This is a genomic window from Thermococcus coalescens, assembly GCF_055392585.1.
Map to the genome: position 1 here is coordinate 1,454,843 of NZ_AP043764.1, position 22,611 is coordinate 1,477,453.

Genomic DNA, 22,611 nt, shown 5'->3' on the forward strand with positions numbered 1-22,611 from the left:
CCCACCCCCGGAAAATAATCCGTCCTACAAATTTATTAACTTTTTGTTTTTAAATATCCCTCGAAGGTAGTGGTTACTCCCTGCTCCGGACCTCGTTCCATATTCCGGCCATTATCAGCGCCGCGCCCAGGTAGCCCTTGGCGCTTAGGATTTCCCCTATCGTTATGAACGCCGCTATGTGGCCGAATATCGGTTCGGCGGAGTATATCAGCGCCGCCTTGTGGGCCTTCGTGTTCCTCTGGTGCTTCACCTGGAGGGTGAACGCTATGACCGTTGCGAACAGCGAGGTGTAGAGCACCCCGGCCCAGGGCAGCGGATCCGTGGGGATAGCGAATGGCTCGAAGAGGAGTGCAAATGCCAGCGAGAAGACGAAGTTCCAGGTTATCTGCCAGAAGGCCAGGCTCAGGTAGTCCTTCTCCCCAAAGCGCTGGACGAGGACTATCTGGAAGGCGAAGCTGAGGGCGCAGAGTACCGTAAGCAGGTCGCCGTGGTTGAAGTTCAGGCTCGCCCCCGAGATCAGGTAGAGGCCGATGAGCGCAATCCCCAACGAAACCGCGTCCCGGAGCTTGAGCCGGTCGCCCAGCAGGAAGTACGCTATGAAGGGAGTGAATACCACGTAGAGGGACGTTATGAAGGCCGAATTCGAGGCGGTGGTGTACTTCAGCCCGACTATCTGGAAGCCGTGGCCGAAGAAGAGTGTAACTCCGAGGACGAAGCCCTCCCTGAAGGTCTCCCCCCTCAAAACCCTCGACCGGAAGAGGAGGAGCATCAGGAGTGAGGCTATGCCGAAGCGGTAGGCCAGAAAGAGTATCGGAGGCAGGTAGTCGAGGCTAACCTTCATGGCCGGGAAGGTGAAGCCCCATATCGCGGTTATACCGAGGAGTACGAGCTCGGAGCGGTTCATCGCGTTGTGTAGTGCCCCCTCGTTTATAAGACCTTCCCCTCGCATAAACATGCATCTGTGCGTTTTCACAGTGGTTTCATAAGGGTTATATAGGCCGAGTTCCAAGTAGGACAACAGGTGTTCCCCATGGGTGAAGAGGTGGCAGAGAAGATATGGATTTTGATAACCCCGGACAAGTGCAGCGGCTGCAGGCTGTGTGAAATAGCCTGTTCACTGGAGCACGAGGGAATAATATGGCCGGAGGCATCGCGCATAAGGATATACGAGCTCCTGCCCGGCGTCAACGTCCCCCACACCTGCGTCCAGTGCCCGGATTATCCGTGTGTAAACGCGTGCAACTTCGATGCGCTGAGCGTCGATGAGAAAACAGGTGCCGTTCTCGTTAACGAGGATAACTGCACCGAGTGCGGAGCGTGCGTTCTGGCATGCCCGGGCAACGTTCCGAGGATTCCGGTGGGCAAGGGCAGCGTGGTGATCTGCGACCTCTGCGGGGGGCAGCCAAAGTGCGTCGAGGTCTGCCACGAGGCCGGCCACGATGCGCTGACGCTGGTGAAGGGCCAGTACCGCTCGGTGTACAGGACATTCGCGAAGGACCCGGTCGAGAAGAGCGCCGAGCTGGCGAGGAAAATGTATGGGGAGGAGTTTCTGAGGTGATGGAGATGAAAGGCTACGCTGGAAAGCTCCTGGACGTTAATCTGAGCACGGGAAACGTGAAAACCGTCGAGCTGGATGAAGACATGCTCCGCTTCTACGGCGGCAGGGGGCTCGGCACCTACATCCTCTGGAAGGAGCTCGGCGAGAGGTGGGAAAAGGTTGACCCGCTCGGCGAGGAGAACCTCCTCCTGATCCTCACCGGCCCGCTGACGGGCTACTACCCGGGAATAAAGACCGCTGTGGTGGCAAAGTCCCCGGAGAGCAACGGTGTGGTGGGAAGCGTCCTGAGCAGTGAGGTGGGAATAGAGCTCAAAGCTGCCGGCTACGACGGCATAATAATCCGCGGAAAGGCCAGGGAGCCGGTTTACCTCTTCATCAACGACGACGAGGTGGAAGTGAGGGACGCCTCAAAGTACTGGGGAATGGGTGGCCTTGAGCTCCACAAGACCCTGCTGAAGGAAGTCCACGACGAGCTGAGGAAGAGGGCCAGGCTGAAGGGCGTCCCGAAGGAGCCGGCCATGATGTACATCGGCAGGGGCGGGGAGGAGAAGGTGAGGTTCGCCGCGATAATGAGCAAGCTGATGCACGCCGCTGGTTATGGCGGCTTTGGGGCAGTTATGGGGAGCAAGAACCTCAAGGCGGTCATCGTTAAGGGGAATAAAGCTCTGCCGGAAGTCCACGACCCGGAGAGGTTCAAGTCCCTCCTCAGGGAGTTCCAGAGAGAGCTTTTGACCCTCACGACCTTCCGCCAGTGGGGAACCGGTGCCGGCGGCTACAGCGTCGGCAAGGACCGCTCAAGCCAGCCGGTCAGGAACTGGCAGGAGGAGTACCACGACGACGAGAGGATAAGCGTGGTGAACTTTGAGCTCAAGGCCTGGGTCAAGAAGTACTGGGCCGACTACGGCTGTCCCGTCAACTGCATGAAGATATCCTACCTCCGCTACGGCGAGTACAAGGGGGCCATAACGGATGCGCCGGACTACGAGCTGATGGCCTACATGGGGACCAACCTCGGGATATTCGAGCCGGAGAAGGTCGTCTACCTGTCCTACCTCGTTGACGAACTCGGGCTCGACGGAATAAACGCGGGCAACGTCCTCGGCTTCGCCGCCGAGCTCTACCAGCGCGGAATCCTCACGGAGGAGGACATCGGCTTCAGGCTCGAGTGGGGCGACGAGAAGGCCTTCGCAAGGCTCCTTGAGCTGATAGTTAACAGAGAGGGTATAGGAGAAGTCCTGGCCGAGGGAACCTACAGGGCCGCGCTCAAGATTTCCGAGATGAAGGGCGTCGATGCCACCAAATACGCCGTCCACGTCAAGGGGATTGGCGTAGGCGCCCACGGAATAAGGAGCGACCTCGACTACACGAGGGACATAAGCTACGCCGTCTCGGTGCAAGGGGGCGACCACACGGCAACCGCCGGTCTGCCCGCGAGGAGCTACGAGGGCGAGCTGGTGAATGCTTTCTACGACTCGGCCGTTATATGCATGTTCACGACGAGACCGGGCTTCGAGAGAATCATCGAGTTCGGAAACGCGGTTACGGGCTTTGAGCTGACGCCGGAGAAGTGGTTCAACGAGACCGGCCTGAGGATAATCCACCTCCAGAGAATCCTGCTCCTCCTCGGAGGGCCCGACGTCCACTGGGACCCGAGGAAGGACGACGACAACCCACCGAGGTTCTACGAGCCCCTTCCGACCGGGCCGGTAAAGGGCAGAGCGCCGAGCAGGGAGGAGATAGGCGAGAAGGTTCGCCAGTACTACGAGCAGGTCGGCTACGACGAGCACGGAATTCCAAGGGAGGAAGTCCTTGAGGAGCTCGGCCTGAGCGAAGCGAAGCGCGAGGTGAAGCGCATAAGGGAGCGCCTCGGCCTCTGATTTTCCTTTTGGTGGTTCTCATGAAGGTAACCCTGATACTCTACGGGGAGCACGCCCTAAAACACGGCCCTCGAAGGGAGCTTGAGGTGGAGGAAGGCAAGAGGGTGGGCGAGCTGCTCAGGGAGCTGGGAATAGGGACGGACGAGCACCACATCCTGGTGAACGAGAAAAGGGTGGAGGAAAGCCATCCCCTCAGGGAGGGCGACAGGATCAAGGTGCTCCCGGTGGTCTACGGCGGGTCACTCGCCCGGCCCGTTGACGCACTCCATGTTCATGGCTAGAAGCACCTCGACGTAGCCCGACTCCAGGTTCTCCTTTATTTTATCCGCCAGTGCCTTGAACTCCTCAAGGGTGAGCGGCCGCTTCGTTTTGAGCCATTTTATCTTCCCGTCGTTCTTGTCAAGAATGACGATCTCTCCCTCGGTGATGAGCGGGACGTAGTTCATCTTTATCCCGTACAGCTCCTCGGCGAATGCCAGCTTTGCCCTCATGAGTTCGAGGTAGTTGGCCAAGTCCTCGCCAAGAATCAGCCTGAATTCGCGCTCCATCTTTCCACCGCTGGAATTTCAATGCACAGGTTTATTAATCTATCGGGCATTCCTGTGTAAAGATGCCCTCTTTTTTCAGGCCGAAAGGGAAATAAGGGCAAAAGATGTATCACTCCCGGTGAGACAATGGAGATGAAGTACGCCCACCACTTCCACGCCTACCAGCCCGGCGACATAGTCTACGTTAAAGACGGTGACGGTTCAAAGCCAATTGAGTACGGGGAGAGGAAGAGCCCGGTCGCGGTTAAAATCCGCGGCGAGGAAGTTAAAGGCGAGAACTGGACGAGGGCTATGCTCTACTCCTACGAGCACATAGCCGACACCCTCTCGCGCATGAAGGGGGTGAGCGTGGACATAGAGCCCTTCACATTCCTCATGCTCCTCCACTATCGCAGGAAGGCCTTTGAAGACGCCGTTGGGCTCCTCCGTGGGTTTGATGCGGTTCCGACAACGCCGTTCCATCCCATAGTTCCCCACCTCGACGGGTTCGAGCAGGGAATCCTCGCGCGGGTTTCCTTTGACTTTTACTCCCCCTTAATCGGCGGGAAGGACGTCATCGGCTACTGGCTCCCCGAGGCGGTGATAACGAGGGAGAGCGCCTCTATAGTCGAGTCTTCAACGGACAAAAGGCTGGTCTTCCTCCTCGACGAGAGGCAGCTCCTCTACGACTTCCCACAGGCGAAGCACTCCTGCAACCGCTATGGGAATTCCTTCGTCTTCGGGAGGGAGTGGCGCATAAGCGATGCCTTCGCCTTCAACACCCTCGACGTTCCCGGCCTGATTAGAGAGGCCCTCTCCTACCGCGATGACCACAAAGAGGGCCTCGGCGTCCCCTACCTGGTCTTCACCGCCAGCGATTTGGAAAGCCTCCTTGGAAACCCGGCACAGCTCGACCGCTTCACCGCCTGGATGGAGGGGCTTGAGCGTAACGGCGTCGAGAGGGTCTCAGCGATTGAGTTCGTCAGGAAAAAGCTCTCCGGCGGGTTCAGGCGCCTCGACGGCGAGTGCTCCTTTGAGATGGGAGTTAAGGACTACTCCGCCTGGAGCGACTACTTCGATCTGAGCCTTGATGGAAAAACGAGCGACTCCCGCTGGCTGGGCTACAGAAGGGCCGACGGAAGGGTTTTCGCAAGGGAGGTGAACGGGAGAAAGGTCTCCCAGATCTGGAAGGTGGCATTTACGCGTCTTTTTGAGGAGCTGAACAGGGTGGTTAGACTCGGCGTACTGAGGGGCCTTGAAGGCCTCGGTGTCGGGCCCTCAAAGGCCGAAGACTTCCTCGTCCGCTACTCGCGGATTTTCTTCAGGGACTACTACGAGTACTTCGGCATGGAGGCTTCGCCCGACTACGTCCTCGAGCCCGCCAACGGCGAGAGGAAAGCTTTGAAGCTCGGAAGGATCTACTACCTCATGCTCCTCGCCAACCACTCCTGCCCCCGCTTCTGGGAGAACCTCGACACTAGGGTTGCCTTCGGAAACGTCTCGGTCATGGCGAAGGCCATCATCGAGCTGATGGAGCACTTCGACGGCAGTGAGCTTCAGAGCCTCTTCATCGGGGCCTACCTGAGGCTCCTCAACTTCGAGAACCTCTACGCCATCTGGAGCCTCGGCGCGATGCCCTCCCTGGAGGGCTGGGAGACGGGTGAGAAAGCGTGGCTAGATGCGTTAAAGCCGGAAGTCCCAACCAGCGGCTACAACGTCGTGACGAGGGCGGCACTCTACGTCGGGAAGAGGGCCCTGAAGGGTGACTTCAGGTCTCTAATAGAGCCCTACAACCTCGACTGGGCAGTTGCAGACACCGGCCACATACCGGGCGAGGTTCACGGGGAGTGGGAGAACCGCGAGTGGTGCGAGCATCGGGGAAGTTAGGGCAACAATTTTGGACTTTTTATCCAATTTTTCTATCTGGTACATAACTTTTTAAACTATTCTTGCCCTATAAACAAATCCAAGCGGTATTTTCCAAGGAGAGGTGGTGTCCTTGAAGAGGCCGGAGTTCGAGGGGGATGGAGAGTGCCTGCTTGAGCTCATCTTTGGGATCCTTGATGGTGCGATGTACCTAAGGATAAGGCGTGTTCTGGATGAGATTGAAAGGTGGATTGGCAGGAACAGAATGCTCCTTCTACTCCTTCAGGTTCCACTTCTCTCTGCTCAGGAAGAGGTAGGCCTCGTTCTCCAGCTCTTTCGGGACATAATCTAGCAGAATCTCCGCGTTTCTGATGTCCTCCCTCACGTTCTTCCCCAGGGCAGCCCGGTTCTTCTCAATGAGTTCAACGATGACCTCGGCGACGTCTTCCCTCACGGTCTTTTCCGCGAAGAGTCTCTTTCCGATGATCCACACCCGCTCGTTCTTCCTGTAGAAGTCCCAGCCCCTCTCCGTGAAGAACTCGGGCCCGGGCTTTATCTTCACCCTTTCCCGCTCCCTTCTGTCCACCTCCAGCATTATGAAGGCCCTCTCGCCTTTACGTCCAACGTCCCATCCGAGGACGCTGAAGCCCTCTCTGGAGAGCGCCTTCTCAAAGCCCCGCGCGCTCCTCTCCAGCTGGGGGATGAGGACGTCCTCGACGAGGTTCGGGGCATCGAAGGCCAGCGTTACGAGGTGAGTGCCCTTCCTCCTGAGTTCCTCAAGGTAGCTTCCGCTCCTCTCCTCTCTCCCAAAGAAGAACTCTTCGGAGGGCTTCTCCAGGAACTGGTGCGCCCTGAAGTAGAAAACCCCATAGCGCTCCCAGCTTAAGTTGGCGGCCACGTTTCTCCTCGGGTCGACTGGGTCGATGACTATCAGGGGCCTGTCGGCATCGGCCTCGCGCCTGATGGTTCGCATAGCGGTCTCGTACTCGCGCTTGAGCCAGTTTCCGGGGTCGATTATCTTCTGCCTGAGCATGAAGTCGGCGTTTTTGAGGACTTCGAGGAACGAGCCGTATTTGATGACCAGGATCTCGGCCAGATAACCCGAAAAGCCCCTAACGTATATCTCGCTCCCGTAGGCGTTTACCCCCTTCAAAAAGCGCTTGAGGAGCCTTACCTCGTCGTTTCTCCCCTTCAGGTTCTTCAGCACCCAGCGGGTGTGGAGTATCGAGCGGTCGACGGCCGTCCTCACGTCCCTCCAGTCCTTTACGTCGTAGCAGGGGACGAGATCAACCTTCACGCCCTCATAGCGCGCCCTCACGTAGGGGTGCTCCGCGTAGGCTATTTCATATGAGTCGAGCCTCTCGGCGATGGTTTTCCCGAGCTCCAGTCCCTTCTTCCGGAGCTCCTCAAGCTGAGTTTCCAGTGGAAAAGCCAGAAAGAGGTCGAAGTCGTGGTCTCCAGCTAGATAGGTGTCCTTCGCGGTCGAGCCTACGAAGTATAGCCTGACGTTGAGGCCGAACTCATTGATGGCCTCATTGGCCAGTTGCTCAAGTTCTTTCATTACTTCATTGACGAAGGCCCTTTCCTCATCGCTGGGCCTTATCCTCTGGAGGACTTCTTCAATGGTGAGAGTGATGTTCATGCTCTACACCCATCAGTATTGGTTTTTGAGGTCTTGAGATACCTAACTCTCTTAAATGTGACACATATTTGAGACAATACCAGTTTTCCCGACTCTGTATTGATTGTTCTCTATAAATGCTTTAACCTAGTACGGATAATGTTTCTTTTCAATCTTTTTCAGTGGTACTGTTTTCTGGTTATAACGGAGGAGGCAGTAATATAAGATTCGTTATTCCTGAGATCAAGGCTGAAATTATTGCGGTTCTTGTGTTTTTCAGTTGTCTTTTCAAATTTCGGGCAAAGAGATAGTATGACATTATCCATGCAGCAAGCGTTCCAACATCTAGGATGACTTTTATTGTCCACATCAGGTTCATCTTGGTAAGATATGGGATTGCTTTGAGAGGGATTGCCACTAATCCCCAATATGCCAGTGGGTAAAAATTCACACAAGGACTTATTTGAATATTTTGAGATTTTGTTACTTTTATTAATATCCACGTTATCAGTATCGTCAACATAACCCACAGTGATACTTTAAGGATTGACCCAACAACTATTTGGAGTTTAATAATCTGGAACTCTCTTACAGTCAATAGCGGGACTAGCTGTGGGAAGTGGAATAGGAACCCCACGATGAATATTTGAAGGCCTATAGAGGTGCGTCCTTTAATAAAAAACATGAAAAGGAACCCAACTAAAATCAAGCCTCCGAGGAGTACCTCGAGCGCGTTTCCATATTTGCCTAGATAGTATCCCATGAGATAGGAATATCCTAAGAGGAGGAAGTAAAGTGCCTTTTCTTTTTGCTCTTTAATGCTCCAGTTGGTGCTTGTCCAGATTGTTCCCAGGATGTACGCTCCAATCAGTGCTTGGAGTGATTCAAAAATGTCTTTCTTGATAATTAGGCCCAAGGAGAGTATGTACAAAACTGCATTAGCGAGCGCTAAGTACTTTGGAGAAACTGTTAGTGAGGTATTTTCGTGGATTAGGAGCACTACAAACATCATCCCTATAAAAAGTGGAATCACTTGGGTGTAGAATGCGCTTTCGGTTCGTACAAAATATATTGTTAGTGCATACGTGGTTATTATGGGGTACCCTATGACTTTTAATTTTGATCCGATCCTATTAAATATCCATGAGCTTGTTAAATAACCCGAGACGCTTAGAGAAACTAAAACGAGGATTAATTCGACATTTAGATTGCCTTCCCAATATAGAAGTGGAAAAAATATAAAAGAAAACACTAGTATTGTGATTGTACTTAGATTTAGTCGGGTCATTGCCATCACCCTGATGATGCAACAACAAAAACGTCAATGCTGAACTCTGTTCCAGCGACTGCCCCGATCAATGCCCCAATTGCAGCGGGCAAATCTGCTCCCGCTGCTAGAATCCCGCCAATAGTTCCGCCGAGTCCGCCGGCTATGGCAGCTTCAACTGGATCTCCACCTAGGTACCCATATACAAGAACGCCTGTTTTCTCGTTGAATTCAACAGGAACTTCGAATGAAGAACTGGCCCACCATCCATGGTGAGGGGTGCTGAACTCGTAGAAGGGATATCCTGCATTGTACCTGATACCCTGGTACTCCCACACCTCACTTCCCAGCGACTTGACCTGTGAGGGATATATTTTGAACCCTCTGTTGGTTGCTATTTTCACATGGTAAGTGCCTATCGGAAATCTACCAATAGCTACCTTGAACGATCCTTTTTCATTTTTCGGGACGATGTATACCCGGTAGTTTTCAAATTGCTGGGGATGTTTGTATTCTTGCCCATTGACTTTCACGATTGTGGTAATCTGTGCGGTCAACCCCCATGAGGCAGGTTTCTGGGGGTTTTCGTGAAGTTTTTTAGGAGTACCATGCCACGATATGGCCATTGCCCCTCCAGCAGTCACTCCAGCTATCAGCAGTCCCAACAGGACTGCGAACAACGGCTTCCACTTCACTGAGTTCCACTCCTATATGTTTTTGCATTATGTATTAACCAGCTCGTCTTTATAAATTTTTCCTTTTATGTCAGTAAAAATTCTTCCTTTTTTTCTAGAGTATAATTTTATTCGGAGTTGGGTTTTCCTCATGGAACTGTTCAAAAGAAGTCCGGGTAAAGAAGTTGCATGAGGATGCAACAGAAAGAAAAATCTGGATTGGTATATTATCGGTATATTTTTGGCTCCTACACCTCACTCCGCCAGCTCGAACCTTGCAACGGTCTCGTAAATCGGTCCCTTCGGTGTGAGCGTGCTCTTCTTCAGCTCTATGGCTTTGACCTCAAACTCTCCGAAGTCCTCGTTGGCGAGGTCTCTTAATGCCATCGCCAGCTCCAGCTTGTCCCTTACGAACTTCACCCTGCCTATGGTTATGTGGGCAACGAAGTCCTTATCCTTCTTGAAGCCGAGCCTCCTCATCTCCTTCTCGACGTCTTTAGCTATCGCCTTTATGCCCTCGTCGTTCTCTATTCCGGCCCATATGACCCTCACGTAGTTCGGGTTCGGGAAGACGCCTATTCCCCTGACCCTAACGCGGTGCTTTTTATGCTTCTTCGCTATCTCAGCCAGGGCCCTCTTGACCTCCTCTGCCATCGTCTCGTCTATCTCGCCGAGGAACTTCAGCGTTACGTGGAAGTTCTCCCTCTCGACGAACTTTATCTTTGCCGCTTTGTTACCTATCCTCTCCTGGGCCTTGAGGAGGCTGTCGCGAACCTCGTCATTAACCTCTATCGCTATAAACGCCCTCATAGCACCACCGAGAAAAGTTGGGGAAAGGGGTTAAAGGGGTTACTCCCTCACGACAACCGGGAACTCCTCCCAGGGGAAGACTATCCACTTGTCGGTTCTGAAGACGTAGAAGTCCGGAACCACTTTAGTCCAGGGCTTCATGCTGAGGCAGGCGACCTTGACCTCCTTTGCCCCGGCCTTCTTGACCTCGTCGATGACCACCTCGAGGGTCTTTCCCGTGTCGCTGACGTCGTCGACTATGACCACTTTCTTGCCCTCCAGCGAGCCGTGGAGGGGAATCGTTATGAGCGGCTTTTCCATCCTCTCCTCGATGTCCTTGTAGAACTTGACGTCGATGACCTTGACCTCCACGTCGCCGAGGATGTGGCTGAGCCTCACCGCCGGGATGAGCCCGCCTCTCGCTATGCCCACTATTACGTCGGGCATGAAGTTCTTTCTCAGCTCGTCGGCGAGTGCGAATATCGCCCTGTCCACCTGCCACCAGGTGAGGTAAACCTTGTCCATCTCAACACCTCCGAATAGCGTGAGTTTTGATCCCCGCAACTTAAGGCTTTCGGGTGATGGATAGAAGTTAAAGTCCCCAACTTAAAAAGCCTCCGTTGGCAGGAAAATGTCAAAATCAAGAAAAGGTGGAGGGGCTCAGCTTATGACGCACTTGCTCCAGCCGCATCTTGGGCAGGTGGCACAGCCGCTCTCCATCTTGAGCTCGACGAGTTCACCGTCCCCCTCGTAGCAGACGGGACAGTATGCAACGCCGAGGAGCTCCTGTATCTTCTCCTCCGGCACATCAGGCTTCTCAGCGTGGTGCGGGTGCTCGCGCTTCGGCTTTGCCGCAACGGGCCTGCTTATCGAGAACGTGATGGAGCCCTCGGTTTTCTCCTTGCCGTTGGTGCCGTTGAGTATGCCCTCGACGTTGATGAACTTCGCCAGCCACGGCTCGGCCTCCACCACTGCCTTCAGCTTCTCAACCGCGTAGGCGCTCGGCTTGGCCTTGACGCGCTGCTTCTTCTCGCCCTCAACGCTGTAGACCTGCACCGAGAGCGAGCCGTCGCGGTAGACCGTTATTCCCTTACATCCGAGCTTGTAGGCGAGGAGATAGGCGGCCTTGACGTCCTCAACGGTGGCATCGTTCGGCATGTTTATCGTCTTGCTCGCGCTGTCGGTGAGCCAGAGCTGGATGTTGGCCTGCGCCAGGATGTGGTCGAGCCAGTGGATGTCCATCGAGGTGACGAAAACGCGCTGCATGTCCTCCGGAATCTCCTCAAGGCCCTGAACCGAGCCGTAGTTGTCGCTTATCTTCCTGAGTATCTCGTCGCTCCAGAGGCCGCGCTTCTTCAGCTCGGACTCAAAGACCGGGTCGACGTAGTAGAACTCACCAACTGTGACGCTCTTCTTGTAGACGAGGGCGAATATCGGCTCGATTCCGCTTGAGGTGTCGGCTATCATTGAGACCGAGCCCGTTGGCGGGCAGGTGGTGGTCATTCCGTTCCTCACACCGTAGCGCTTGATTTCCTCGGCCAGCTCGTCCCAGGGGAGGTTCCATATCTCGCGGTGGTAGAAGCCTTCGACCGGCAGTTCGCCGTCCTTGTATTTGCTCTTCTCGTAGAGTGGGAACGGCCCGCGCTTCTTTGCGGCCTCAACGCTGTACTTGTAGGCGTAGAAGGTGAGGTACTCTGTGGCCTTCCTCATGAAGTCGAAGCCCTCTTTGCTGTTGTACGCTATGCCGAGCTTGAAGAGCGCATCCGCTAAACCCATCATCCCGACGCCTATCCTTCTCGTCAGTTTGGTGTTGTGGTCGATCTCCGGCAGCGGGAACTTGTTGACGTCGATGGCGTTGTCGAGGTACTTGGCGACCTTCTGGATGACGTAGGCGTACTCGTCCCAGTCGAAGTAGGGCTTTCCTTCGTCATCATACTTGACGAACTTTGCGAGGTTTATAGAGGCCAGATTGCACGATTCGTAGTCGTAGAGCGGCTCTTCTCCACAGTTGTGGCTCATGAAGCCGTTGCTTATGTAGGAGTGGTGCTCCGGGACTGTGAAGTCGTAGACGATCTCCTCCCCGAGTACTTCGACGCTCTCAACCGTCACGACTGGCTCGTCGATCTTCGTCTTCTTGAGGCTGAGCTTCTCCATCTTGTAGCCCTCAAAGCCTATCTTCTCCGCGAAGAGCTTCCTGCTGTAGTTTGCTATGACGAGCTCGTGGTAACCCTCCGCTTTGTAGGTTTTCTCCTCTCCTTCCCTGGTCGTGTACTTGAACTCGCTCGGATACGGCCTCTCATAGATCTTGGATAGTATCCCGAAGAGAAGGAGAAGATCCTGGACGTCTCTGAGCAGTTCGCGGTTCTTGGAAGTGAACCTTACCGCCATATCGTTGTCCACGTAGCCATCGGCGCTGAAGAGGCCTCTGAGGAATGCAGCAATCTCATTCGGTTTGAGCCTGTAGACTATCCCCGGAACCCTCTTCTCGTTGTTCTCAACGATGCGTTCAAGCCATTTGTATGCCTCTCCCCTTACTCCGAGCTTTATCTGGTTGCCGTAGCGGTGTGGTTCGGCTTTGGTTCCGAAGTGTTTCGCCAGTATCCCCTTAATTTTCCAAGCGGTCTCTTCCTCCTTCTCGGCGTTGAAGTAGAACCATGCCCTCCTGTCGTTCACGTTGAGGTAGCCGTCCCCGATGAACCAGCCGAGGACGAAGGCTAAATCCTCTCCTATGCTCTCGCTTCCGAAGTCTTCCTCGATTTCAAAGCGCGGGAGGAGTATCTTGTCGCCTTCCCTGAGTTCGCTGACCTCTTTCCAGCCCTCTGATGTCATGAGTCTGTGGTCGAGGGTTGCGGTGATCTCATACCCTTCCCTCGTCCTAACCCTTGCCACCTTCTTCCTTCCAACCTTCCAGACGTAGGCCGGAACTGCAATCGGGTCGGCAACTGCGAGGGTTCTTCCGTGGGCGGTCTCATACTTGACTTCCTCTTCTCCAGGCAGGAGAACCTCGACCGAGTATGCGTACGGCTCTCCACCTTCTGCTATTCCTTCTACCGCTACAGCCTCTTTCTCCCCGCGCTCCTTTGCCAGGCTGAACAGTTCATCTGCCCTGATGTACCCCTCAGGCGTGAGGATCCTCGTGTTCCCCACCACACACGGATTGGTAGCACGGATTTTTTCGCCCTTTGCGGGCTCCAGAACGTTTCTCCTGTTAATCACATCGAAGAACACCACACCTGGGTCGGCCTTCGCCCAGGCCATGTAGGCGAGCTCCTCGAAGAGGCTCTTGGGGTCTATCTCCTTGACCTTCTCACCGGTTCTCGGGTTGATGAGCGGATAGCGCTTGCCTTCTCTAAGGGCCTTCCAGAAGTCATCCCATATGCCCACACTGATGTTGAAGTTGCTGAGCACGTTGGTTCCGACGTTCTTCTCCTTGGCGTGGACGAACTTCTCTATGTCTGGGTGCCAGACCTCGAGGATGCCCATGTTCGCCCCGCGCCTTACGCCGCCCTGCTTGATGACGTCGCTGACGGCGTCGATGAGGTGCATGAAGGAGATGGGCCCGCTGGCGGCGCCTGTGGTGGTTCCAACCAAATCGCCCTCTGGGCGGAGCTTCGAAAAATTAACGCCAGTGCCGCCCCCTGCCTTTTGTATCATTGCCACATCGTGAGCCGCCTTCATGATGCTCTCCATGTCGTCCTCTATCGGCACGACGAAGCACGCAGAGAGCATGCCGAGCGGTCTGCCGGAGTTGATGAGCGCCGGTGTGTTCGGCATGAATACCTGGCTCGTCATGAGCCTGAAGTACTCCTCGACTTCGCTCTCATAGTCGTCAAAGGCGCCGTTTTCGAGCATTTTAATGACTTCATCGATTGAAACCTTCATCTGGCCCTTCTCGGCCAGCTCGCGGTAGAGGTTGAGGAGCCTCTCAAAGTGGTACTTGTTGAGCCTGAACCTTCCGATGGAGAGCCTCCCGTCGTACTCGTCCAGCTTTGAAAGGTACTTCTCGATCGCCTTGGGGTCCTGCCTGTGCCCCCCTTCCCTGTCAAAGACCCTCTCATCGTAGAGCAGGTCGGGTATGACCGACAGGACTGCCACGCGCTCGAAGAGCTCCCTCGGGCTCTCAACTATCTCCCCCTTCTCGTTCTTTATCAGGTATCTGCTCGCCAGGACGCGGAGGGCGTTGATGGAGAAGCGCTTGTCTATCTCGTCCAGTTTGTCCTTGTTGAGGATTTTCTTCTTCTCCTCACGGATCTCGGCCTTCTTCTTGCGGTAGAGGATGTAGGCTTTGGCCACGTCGAATAATCCGGCGCGCATGAGTTCGAGTTCCACTATGTCCTGGATGTTCTCTATGTGGGGAACCTGGCCGTCATACAGCTCGTTGACCCTTCTGACGACCCTTCTGACGACCTTGTTGAGGAGCTTCTCGTCGCGGACACCCACTTCAAGCATTGCCCTTTGTATAGCCCATTTTATACGCTCTTTATCGAACGGGACAATTCTGCCGTCCCTTTTCATCACTTTTTCAACCGGCATATAAACACCCCTGACATACAGCTGTTTATCGTTGCCCCCATTAGTAGAAGCATCAGCAAAATTTTATGCCGGTCACCCCTACATATACCTTACCCCGTTGGAAGTTGCCGGGGTGACGAATTTATGCCCCTAACTTTGCCTGGTATGTAAGGGGGTAGAAAAGGGGGATGTCGGATAATTTATCCAAATGTCAAAGGCCCTCGTAGACCAGTTTGAGCCTGTACGCATGTTTGAGCTCTTCCCCGGCCATCATTTTAAAGATGTGCCCCAATGAACCCTCCAGTATCTGCGAAAGCCTCGTGTAGAGCTCGTAGGCGTGTTTCTCCCTCACGAGAGCTTCGAGGATCAGCTCTTCAAGGCTTTCCGGCTCAGCCCTCCCGTCGCTCAGCATGGGTTCGAGGGAGAGGGAGTCGAGGTAGTCTATGACCGCGGTTCCCTCCAGCGCTCCCTCCGAGAGCATCCCTTCAAGGGTCTTCCTGTGCCTGAGCTCCTCTTCCGCCATCAGCTGGAAGGTCTCCGCGAGTTCCGGCCTCTCAAAGGTGGCAAAGGTCTCGCCGAGCTTGTGGAGGTTGTAGAGCTCGTTCTCCTGCCATATGAGCCTTTCGAGGAGTTCCTGGAGCTTCATTCACCACCCTCCATGGTCGCCTTGAGGTACTCAAGCAGCTCCCTGACGCTCGGCAGCGCAAGGTCTGGAATTATTCCGCTCTCCTCAACGTCCTCCAGCGTGCTCACCCCGGTCAGAACCATCACCGCCTTCATTCCAAATCTCTTTGCGAAGGCTATGTCGGTGTCGAGCCTGTCGCCGACCATCCATATCTCATCAGCGTTGAGCCTGCTCCTCGCCACCTCGTAGGCCGGTTCGTTGGGTTTTCCTATGATGAGGGGCTCGACCCCGGTTGAGGCTCTCAGCGCGGCTATTATTGAACCCGCGCCGGGATAGAGGCCCTCCTCGGCGGGATATGTTGTGTCCGGGTTGGTGCCTATGAAGCGCGCCCCGTTTCTTATGGCCAGCGTGGCGCACTTGAGCTTCTCGTAGGTTAAAGCCGGGTCGAGGCCGACGACGACGTATCTGACCTCCCTCCACAGGCCTCTTCGGGCATCATCAACGCCAACGATCCCCCAGCCGAGGCGCTCCATCTCCCGGTGAAGACCATCGCCACCGATGACGAAGACCTTCCCCGGCTCCATGTGCCGCTCCATGTAGAGTCTGGTGGCGAGGCCAGAGGTGACTATAACATCCTCCGGGACGTCGATTCCCATCGAAAGGAGCTTCTCCCGGTACATGGAGGGGTCTCTGGTCGAGTTGTTGGTTAGGAAGATGAAAGGAATGCCTTTCCCCTTCAGAAAGCGTATAAGCTCCCCCGCCCCCTCAACCGGCTCTCTCCCCCGGTAGATGACACCGTCCATGTCGAAGATGAGGCCGATTTTTCTCCGCATGGAAAAAGAATGGAGGGAGGGTTTAAAAGTTCACTGCTCGGCACTGAGCTTCATGTCGACGACCACCCTGTCGGTCTGGCACTCGTTTCCCGCTTTTTCTGAGAACTTCAGGGTCACCGTAACCCTCAGGACGTCTCCTCCCTTGAGGGGTTTCTTTGCGAGTTCTATCCCCTTCCCGCTGAGCTCCTTCAGGCTCTTCCCCTCCACCGAATCGACCGTCCACGAATCGTCCCCGAGGTAAACCTTCAGCTCCTTCACGATGAGGTAGCCGCTGAGCTCTCCCGTGTCGGTGGTGTTGTCGACGGTCTTTTCCGCGGGACTCATGGAGCCCTCTTCGAGGTCTTTGATGTTGAGCACCATGCTCAGCCTGGAGACGTCGATGTCGCCGCGGTTTTTGACGTAGAACGTAAAGGTTCTCTCGTCGCCGGGCTTCAGGTCCGAGAACTCGAAGACCTTGAGGTCGTTGTAGAACCTGCTTCCATCTTTGCTTATGGCTATATCGAACTCCCCGGAGGATATCTCGTTGTTCTTCGAGAGGGCAGTGTCGGTGAAGAGGGAGCTGGAGAACCCGGCGAGCACCAGCATGGCAGCGAGGAGGCCGATTGCTACAACTCCCGTATATTTCATGAAGCACCACCTAACGTAGTAGGTCGGAAGAATTACGTAATATGTGCTTATAAAATTTTCTCTCAAAATAGTAAGAAATGGGGTTCAGGAGGTCACCTTCACGTTGAGCTTGAGGCTCTGCACCGTGCCGTTTATCGCATCAAGGATGAGGGTTTTGGCATCGGTTTCTGCGTAGTTCCCGTCTGGAGGCGCCGGCGGAAGCTCCGGAGGTTTGTCCTTGAAGAGGAGGAACCAGACCTGCCACTGGCCGGGTTTGTCGATGCTGAAGGTGTAGTTGGTCTCGAACTGAGGCGTCCAGTTGCCCTCGATGTTCACCGGGACGCTGGGCAGGGTCACGTTGAACCAGCCGGGCATGGGGTACATCTCATGGATTACTGTCGTGTTCGTGCTGTTGTCCCACGTCAGGTTTACCAGCCATATCTGGACGTAGTAGGTCACGTTCCTGTGTTCGTGGTTGACTATGCCGATGATGACGGTGCCGTTCTCTCCCGCAAGTAGGTCGGTCGGGTAGTCCGCGGCCTTTCCCCCCGGGCCCAGGATGTAGAACTCGGTGAAGGCCTCACCGGGTTTCGGGTGGGTGACCACGTAGGCGAGAGTCCCGAGGGAGGTGAGTATGGCGATTATCAGGATCACCGTCAGGGCCCTGTCGAGCTTGCTTGAGCGTTCCCACTCGAGTTCCTCCTTTATTCTGTCGAGGGTTACCCACGGTATCCACGGATTTATCGCGTTTTTCCTCCTGTAAACTGCCGCCAGCGAGAGCACCAAGTTAAAGACCGTCAGGCTGACGAGTATTGGGATGAGCCTTATGCCCCACGGGGTGTAGTTCAGGGCCAGGCCGATGAGCGGAACGATGGCTATGCTGAGTCCGAAGCTGAGGGCGAGCCTCTCAAGGCTGTCGAGCTCCTTCCTCTCTGGGAACAGGGCGGTTATAAAGACGTAGCCGGGGAAGAAGAGGACAAAGGCCAGTCCGAGGACCTTTCTTAGAATGCTGTCCGGGTAGAGCGCAATAAGGACGTCGAGGAGGAGTGAGAGTGCCATGATCGTTATTAAATCCCAGCAGTCGCGTAGGTTCATGCACCCAGCACCTCGTAGACCTTTTTCATGACGATTATCGCGAATATGACAATGAGGAGTTCGACCATGGGCTTCAGGCTCTCCTTCTGCTCCCTGCTCATGAAGAGGCCTCCCACTTCCAGGGTTATGAGGAGGCCTATGAGGGTCAGCGTCAGGAACACGTCAACGCTTCCAGCGGTGAGGGCCGAGACGAGCACCCAGAGGGAAATGAAGAGCAGTATGTAGTCCTCTACATCCATTCCTCAACTCCTCCAAGCTTTCTCGCTGATATCTCTATTCCGTAGTCCTTCTCCTCCACCTTCTCCACGTGGAGTAGCTCCCCCGTGGCCTTTGCGAGGGCGAGCAGCACGGAGGAACATATCGGGCAGGGCATCTTTTCACATGCCCCTGCATCGCAGGGAATCGCCGGCTGGACGATCACCCTGAAGGAGTTCTCGGCTTCCTCTATGTAGACCCTTTCCGCCAGTCCAAGGGCCTTGAGCACGGAGCCTGCGGCCGCTTCAACCTCTCCGGGCCCTGCGCCGGCCAGGGAGTACTCCAGGTGCTCCTCGTACTTCTTTACAAGATCAACACCCAGCGGCCCGAGGAAGAGCCCCATGGCCCTGTCGTTTGGAACCTCCGTCAGGAAGACCGTACCCTCGTCTATCCTCGCCAGGTCGAGTTCAAAGTCCCCATGGAGGGGGACGAACACACCTCCTTCAGGCAGGTTCTCGAAGGGGGGTATGTAAACGGAGTTTCCCTCCAGCCTCAGGTTCTCAACGAATGACCTGGAAAACCTCTCGTAGGATTTCATGACCAGGCCTGCGGACTCCCTTTTCACGTACCCTGAGGACCTGAACGTGAGCACAACGGCCCCCAGGAACATCCCGGCTATCCCCAGGTTTATGTAGCCGGTCACGACGTTGAGAAAGCCGTAAACGGCCAGGAAGCCGCCGGCCGCGAGCAAGGAGACACCCACGATGTTCTTCGCTTCCATCCTCTCCCCCAGGCTCACAACAACCATTAACCTTAAAAGATTTGTCTTACCATGAGTTGTTGATTAAAATGAGGAAGCTGGCACTCTTCCTGCTCACCTTCATGCTGGTTTTGGACTATGGCACCGCTGCCGCCGGGGGGTCGGACTACCTGACGGCAGGTTCTGACGATTACGGGGCTTACATCTACTTCAACTCCTTTTTGAGCGAGTTTAACCTCCTCTTCTCTGGAATTATTGGCGGAGGGAACGGCACGGTTGAAACTGCTGCAGAACTCTACTCCCGGCTGAACGCCACCTACGAGACCCTCCTAACATACTCGGCCACCGGAATCGGTCAGAGCGCCCTTGAGATAGCCCCATACTTCGTCCAGATGGGTTCGTGCGCCTTTGAGATAGCCTCCGGGAACGGGCTATTCAGAGAGTCTTTTTCGGAGGGTGACTACTCCAGTGCCAGGAGGGCGCTGATAAGGATGAAGCTGGGCCTGAGGGAGTGCCGTTCTGCCGTCGATTCGATTTCCTCCGCGACCCTCACCGGACCAAACGGCACCCGGCTGACGTTTGACGTGGGTGAGTTGCGCGCTGGGCTGGGGGAGCTTGATCTCCTGGTTGGGAAGTATGAGAGGCTTCTGGATGGGGTCCAGGTTCCCGAAAACTTTACACTCTCCGTCTCCAATCCGACCCCCTACGCCCACGAAAACGTGACCTTCTACGGCTTCACCCTTGGCCTCAGGGACGTGCGGATCCTGATAAACGGCACGGCCTACAGGGCCACCGTCACCAACGGAATGTTCCACCTTGAGGTTTCGTTCGAGAGGCCTGGCGTTTACCATGCCACGGCACTCGGCCTCAACGGAACCCGGGAGGTCTTTTCAAACACCGTGAACGTGTCGGTCGGGAAAATTCCCACGAAGATACTGGCCAGCGAGAGCGTTTCGCAGGGCGTTGCCATCGAGGGCTACCTCCTGGACTACTTCGGCGATGGCATCCCCTGGAGGAGGATACTGCTCAGCGTCGGCAACGAGACGTACTACGGGATAACCGACGAAAACAGGAGCTTCCGGTTCTTTGTGGGAAACGTCTCAGAGGAGACGAACGCGACGGTAGTTTTTCCCGGTGACGGGATAAGGATGGAGAGCTCCCTCGTTATGACCCTCTTCCCAGCCAAGGACAGGCCAGTGATAAGGCTGTTCTTCGAGGGAAGTCGGGTCAAGGCCGATGAGGACGTCCCGATAAGGGGAACCGTCTACGGGGACCATGAACTGCCCCTGACGGTCTATGTGGACGGCAGGCCCTACTCAGGCCTCAATGCCCGGGGGAACTTTACGTTCACGGTCAGGCTCCCCCGGGGGAGGCACGAGGTGTACGTCTACTTCAGCGGGAGCAATGAGCTGGCCCCGGCGGCCTCAAACGTCCTCGTTCTTGAGGCGGTTCCGATAGACTACACCCGGAGGCTCCTGCTCTTCGTTCTCTTCCTCCTCATAGCGTTTGCGGGCTACAGGCTCATGACCAAGAGGAAACCCGCGGGTGGAGAACCTGGAGGGCCTCTGGCCGGGATCCCCAGAGCTGAGGAGGGGACGTCCCTCCAGGGGAAGCCCGACCTGAGAAAGGCCTACCGGGTCGTGTACGGCCTGCTGAAGAGGGTCTATGACCTCCCCAAGTCCACGACCCCCAGGGAGCTCCTCTCCCTCCTGAAGTCCGAGCCCTTTGCGGACAGCCTCGCCGCCCTAACGCGGCTCCATGAGAGGTACGTCTACGGGAGGAAGGGCCTGCGCGCGGGGGACGTACTGAAGGCCATCAAACACGCCTCCCTGGTGATCATAGGTGTCTTCGTGAGGGATGAGCTGTGAACAGGGTGTTTTACGGCGTGCTCCTCATAGTGGGCATCGGCCTCATAATAATGCCCCTCTCGGTTCCGGTCCTCAAGAGCGACGCCCCTTACAGCGTTCTCAACACGAAATGGAACGGCCTCTCTGGCTTTGGGAAGCTCCTCTACACGAGCGGGGAGATAACCCCACTCCTCGCGCCCTACGACTCCGTGGGGCTTGGGGAGCTGGACGGGACGCTCGTTGTTGTGGGGCCGGACGTCGACTTTTCGGAGGGTGAGATTGGGGAGCTTAAGAGGTTCCTGGAGAAGGGGAACACCCTCCTCCTTGCGGACGACTTCGGTACCGGCAACCAGATCCTCGCCGGCCTTGGGCTGGACGTCAGGCTGTCAAAGAGGCCCGTTCTGAGCCTCACTTACTCCAAAAACGCCGATTTCCCGGTGACCATGGACGTAAGGGACCCGGAGCTTGCCAGGGGGGTCCCCCTGCTATTTATGAGCCGGCCGGCGGCTATACTCAACGTGAAGGACGCCCTGGTCTACACCAGCAGCGCCTCGATGCTCGGTGGTACATACGGTGCTTTCCCGGTCGTTGCAAGGATACCCTACGGAAAGGGGACGATAATACTCGTCTCCGACCCGGACATCTTCACGAACTCGCTCTACCGGGAGAACGAGCCCTTCCTGAAGAACCTCGTGGAGAGCCTCCCGAAAAAGACCTTCTATATCGATGAGGCCCACCACGCCGACTTCAACCCCTACTCCTCAGGAAACGTCGTCATAAGGAGGGCGGTCAACAGGGAGCTGGTGTTCTACTACGTGCTCTTTGTGGCGTTCATAGCTTTCATCGTTGAGAGCGGCGCCGCCGGGAGAATACTCGCGTGGCTCGCGTCCCTGGTGGCGGGGTTCCTCAGGGAAGAGGGGGCAGACCAGGAAGAACTCATCCGGAGGCTTGAGGAGAAGGGTCTTGATGGGGATAAGTTAAAAACCATACTCGAGGAAATCAGAACCGGGTCGAGGATAGGTGGTGCTCATGGACGGTAAGGAGTTTATGGAGCGTCTTAAAAAAGAGGTCGGTAAGGCCGTTGTGGGAAAGGAGGATGTAATCGAACTCCTAACCATCGCCCTCCTCTCTGAGGGTCACGTTCTCATAGAGGGGATCCCCGGGGTGGCTAAGACCACCATAGCCAAGGCCTTCGCAAGGGCCATAGGGCTGAGCTTTTCGAGGATACAGCTCACCCCCGACCTCCTTCCGGCGGATATAATAGGCGTCGTCTACTACGACCAGAAGAGCGGCGAGTGGAAGACGAAGCGGGGGCCGGTATTCGCCAACATAGTTCTCGCTGACGAAATCAACAGGGCGCAGCCGAAGACCCAGTCGGCGTTGCTCGAGGCGATGCAGGAGAGGCAGGTGACCATAGAGGGCACGACCTACGGGCTCCCCCAGCCGTTCCTGGTGATAGCCACGATGAACCCCCTTGAGCATGAGGGTGTCTACGTCCTGCCGGAGGCCCAGCTCGACAGGTTTCTGCTAAAGATAGAGATAGGCTTCCCGGACAGGGAGGAGGAGGTGGCCCTTCTAAAGAGGAAGAGCCTCGGCGAGTTCTACGACGTTGAGCCCATAATAGCCCACGAAGAGCTCATGGGGCTTATCGCCGACGTGAAGAGCGTTGACGTCAGCGACGAGGTGATAGAGTACATCTACACCCTCATCTCAAGGACGAGGAGCGATGAGAGGCTCCTGTTTGGCGCGTCCCCCAGGGCTGGCGAACATCTGCTCTACGCGGCCAAGGCCTCAGCTTTCCTTGACGGGAGGGACTACGTCATCCCGGACGACGTCAAGAAGGTCGCCCCCGCCGTCCTCGCCCACAGGCTGATGCTGAGGGCCGAGTACGAGCTGGAAGGTGTCAGGGTTGGGGACGTCATAGAGGACGTGCTCGAGGACACGGAGGTTCCGGTGTAG

General features: G+C 55.7%; 22 protein-coding genes. 8 read left to right on the plus strand and 14 right to left on the minus strand.

Features of this window, described 5'->3' with window-relative positions; genetic code table 11:
- Window positions 1-73: 73 nt before the first annotated feature.
- Window positions 74-904 (minus strand): DMT family transporter, encoded by an 831-nt coding sequence (locus ACZ5M3_RS08045; RefSeq protein ID WP_464839141.1) that lies wholly within the window; start codon window positions 902-904, stop codon window positions 74-76.
- A 126-nt stretch (window positions 905-1,030) separates the two neighbouring features.
- Between ACZ5M3_RS08045 and ACZ5M3_RS08050 the strand changes: the two genes are divergently transcribed.
- Genes ACZ5M3_RS08050 through ACZ5M3_RS08060 form a run of 3 tightly spaced genes read left to right on the plus strand, consistent with a single transcriptional unit; the run spans window position 1,031 to window position 3,716 of the window.
- A complete protein-coding gene (locus ACZ5M3_RS08050; protein WP_464839142.1) occupies window positions 1,031-1,558 on the plus strand; it encodes an aliphatic sulfonate oxidoreductase polyferredoxin-like subunit in 528 nt (175 codons plus the stop codon).
- A 5-nt stretch (window positions 1,559-1,563) separates the two neighbouring features.
- Window positions 1,564-3,435 carry an aliphatic sulfonate oxidoreductase WOR-like subunit gene (locus tag ACZ5M3_RS08055; protein ID WP_464840836.1) on the plus strand — a complete coding sequence of 624 codons (1,872 nt, stop codon included), beginning with the start codon at window positions 1,564-1,566 and terminating at the stop codon, window positions 3,433-3,435.
- A 20-nt stretch (window positions 3,436-3,455) separates the two neighbouring features.
- Window positions 3,456-3,716, plus strand: a complete 261-nt coding sequence (locus ACZ5M3_RS08060) for a MoaD/ThiS family protein (RefSeq protein WP_464839143.1) — start codon at window positions 3,456-3,458, stop codon at window positions 3,714-3,716.
- Here ACZ5M3_RS08060 and ACZ5M3_RS08065 read toward each other — a convergent pair.
- Window positions 3,675-3,983, minus strand: a complete 309-nt coding sequence (locus ACZ5M3_RS08065) for a hypothetical protein (RefSeq protein WP_464839144.1) — start codon at window positions 3,981-3,983, stop codon at window positions 3,675-3,677. The genes ACZ5M3_RS08060 and ACZ5M3_RS08065 overlap by 42 nt on opposite strands.
- Window positions 3,984-4,109: 126 nt before the next feature.
- Here ACZ5M3_RS08065 and ACZ5M3_RS08070 point away from each other — a divergent pair, with 126 nt between their 5' ends.
- Together ACZ5M3_RS08070 and ACZ5M3_RS08075 are read left to right on the plus strand one after the other, a co-directional pair.
- Window positions 4,110-5,849, plus strand: a complete 1,740-nt coding sequence (locus tag ACZ5M3_RS08070; protein WP_464839145.1) for a glycoside hydrolase — start codon at window positions 4,110-4,112, stop codon at window positions 5,847-5,849.
- Window positions 5,850-5,955: 106 nt separating this feature from the next.
- On the plus strand, window positions 5,956-6,180 hold the full coding sequence (locus tag ACZ5M3_RS08075) for a hypothetical protein (protein ID WP_464839146.1): 225 nt from the start codon (window positions 5,956-5,958) through the stop codon (window positions 6,178-6,180).
- Here the strand turns inward: ACZ5M3_RS08075 and cca are convergent.
- The 12 genes from cca to ACZ5M3_RS08135 all read right to left on the minus strand — a co-directional run bounded on the left by cca (window position 6,103) and on the right by ACZ5M3_RS08135 (window position 18,853).
- Window positions 6,103-7,470, minus strand: a complete 1,368-nt coding sequence (gene cca / locus ACZ5M3_RS08080; RefSeq protein ID WP_464839147.1) for a CCA tRNA nucleotidyltransferase — start codon at window positions 7,468-7,470, stop codon at window positions 6,103-6,105. The genes ACZ5M3_RS08075 and cca overlap by 78 nt on opposite strands.
- A 178-nt stretch (window positions 7,471-7,648) precedes the next feature.
- Window positions 7,649-8,743, minus strand: coding sequence for a hypothetical protein (locus ACZ5M3_RS08085; protein ID WP_464839148.1), 1,095 nt, complete (start codon window positions 8,741-8,743; stop codon window positions 7,649-7,651).
- Window positions 8,743-9,396, minus strand: a complete 654-nt coding sequence (locus ACZ5M3_RS08090) for a hypothetical protein (RefSeq protein WP_464839149.1) — start codon at window positions 9,394-9,396, stop codon at window positions 8,743-8,745. The genes ACZ5M3_RS08085 and ACZ5M3_RS08090 overlap by 1 nt, the downstream gene beginning before the upstream one ends.
- 249 nt (window positions 9,397-9,645) lie before the next feature.
- Complete coding sequence (thpR, locus tag ACZ5M3_RS08095) at window positions 9,646-10,200, minus strand: RNA 2',3'-cyclic phosphodiesterase (protein ID WP_464839150.1); 555 nt, start codon at window positions 10,198-10,200, stop codon at window positions 9,646-9,648.
- 39 nt (window positions 10,201-10,239) lie between these two features.
- Entirely contained in the window at window positions 10,240-10,704 is a 465-nt protein-coding gene (locus ACZ5M3_RS08100) for a phosphoribosyltransferase (RefSeq protein WP_464839151.1), read from the minus strand.
- Window positions 10,705-10,839: 135 nt separating this feature from the next.
- Window positions 10,840-14,712 carry an adenosylcobalamin-dependent ribonucleoside-diphosphate reductase gene (locus ACZ5M3_RS08105; RefSeq protein WP_464839152.1) on the minus strand — a complete coding sequence of 1,291 codons (3,873 nt, stop codon included), beginning with the start codon at window positions 14,710-14,712 and terminating at the stop codon, window positions 10,840-10,842.
- Between the two features lie 190 nt (window positions 14,713-14,902).
- Window positions 14,903-15,337: a ferritin family protein gene (locus ACZ5M3_RS08110; RefSeq protein ID WP_464839153.1), complete on the minus strand. Its 435-nt coding sequence runs from the start codon at window positions 15,335-15,337 to the stop codon at window positions 14,903-14,905.
- A complete protein-coding gene (locus tag ACZ5M3_RS08115) occupies window positions 15,334-16,149 on the minus strand; it encodes an HAD-IIA family hydrolase (RefSeq protein ID WP_464839154.1) in 816 nt (271 codons plus the stop codon). The genes ACZ5M3_RS08110 and ACZ5M3_RS08115 overlap by 4 nt, the downstream gene beginning before the upstream one ends.
- A 30-nt stretch (window positions 16,150-16,179) precedes the next feature.
- The gene (locus ACZ5M3_RS08120) at window positions 16,180-16,776 is read right to left on the minus strand and encodes a TasA family protein (RefSeq protein ID WP_464839155.1); all 597 of its coding nucleotides are present in this window, start codon (window positions 16,774-16,776) and stop codon (window positions 16,180-16,182) included.
- An 84-nt stretch (window positions 16,777-16,860) separates the two neighbouring features.
- Window positions 16,861-17,850, minus strand: coding sequence for a DUF1616 domain-containing protein (locus ACZ5M3_RS08125; protein WP_464839156.1), 990 nt, complete (start codon window positions 17,848-17,850; stop codon window positions 16,861-16,863).
- On the minus strand, window positions 17,847-18,089 hold the full coding sequence (locus ACZ5M3_RS08130; protein ID WP_464839157.1) for a hypothetical protein: 243 nt from the start codon (window positions 18,087-18,089) through the stop codon (window positions 17,847-17,849). Before ACZ5M3_RS08130 ends, ACZ5M3_RS08125 begins: the two co-directional genes overlap by 4 nt.
- Window positions 18,080-18,853 carry a DUF7982 domain-containing protein gene (locus ACZ5M3_RS08135; RefSeq protein WP_464839158.1) on the minus strand — a complete coding sequence of 258 codons (774 nt, stop codon included), beginning with the start codon at window positions 18,851-18,853 and terminating at the stop codon, window positions 18,080-18,082. The genes ACZ5M3_RS08130 and ACZ5M3_RS08135 overlap by 10 nt, the downstream gene beginning before the upstream one ends.
- A 41-nt stretch (window positions 18,854-18,894) precedes the next feature.
- Here ACZ5M3_RS08135 and ACZ5M3_RS08140 point away from each other — a divergent pair, with 41 nt between their 5' ends.
- From ACZ5M3_RS08140 to ACZ5M3_RS08150, 3 genes are read left to right on the plus strand one after another with little or no spacing between them, the layout of a single operon-like run.
- Window positions 18,895-20,673 (plus strand): DUF4129 domain-containing protein, encoded by a 1,779-nt coding sequence (locus tag ACZ5M3_RS08140; RefSeq protein WP_464840837.1) that lies wholly within the window; start codon window positions 18,895-18,897, stop codon window positions 20,671-20,673.
- Window positions 20,670-21,692, plus strand: coding sequence for a DUF4350 domain-containing protein (locus tag ACZ5M3_RS08145; RefSeq protein WP_464839159.1), 1,023 nt, complete (start codon window positions 20,670-20,672; stop codon window positions 21,690-21,692). Before ACZ5M3_RS08140 ends, ACZ5M3_RS08145 begins: the two co-directional genes overlap by 4 nt.
- Window positions 21,682-22,611 carry an AAA family ATPase gene (locus ACZ5M3_RS08150; RefSeq protein WP_464839160.1) on the plus strand — a complete coding sequence of 310 codons (930 nt, stop codon included), beginning with the start codon at window positions 21,682-21,684 and terminating at the stop codon, window positions 22,609-22,611. The genes ACZ5M3_RS08145 and ACZ5M3_RS08150 overlap by 11 nt, the downstream gene beginning before the upstream one ends.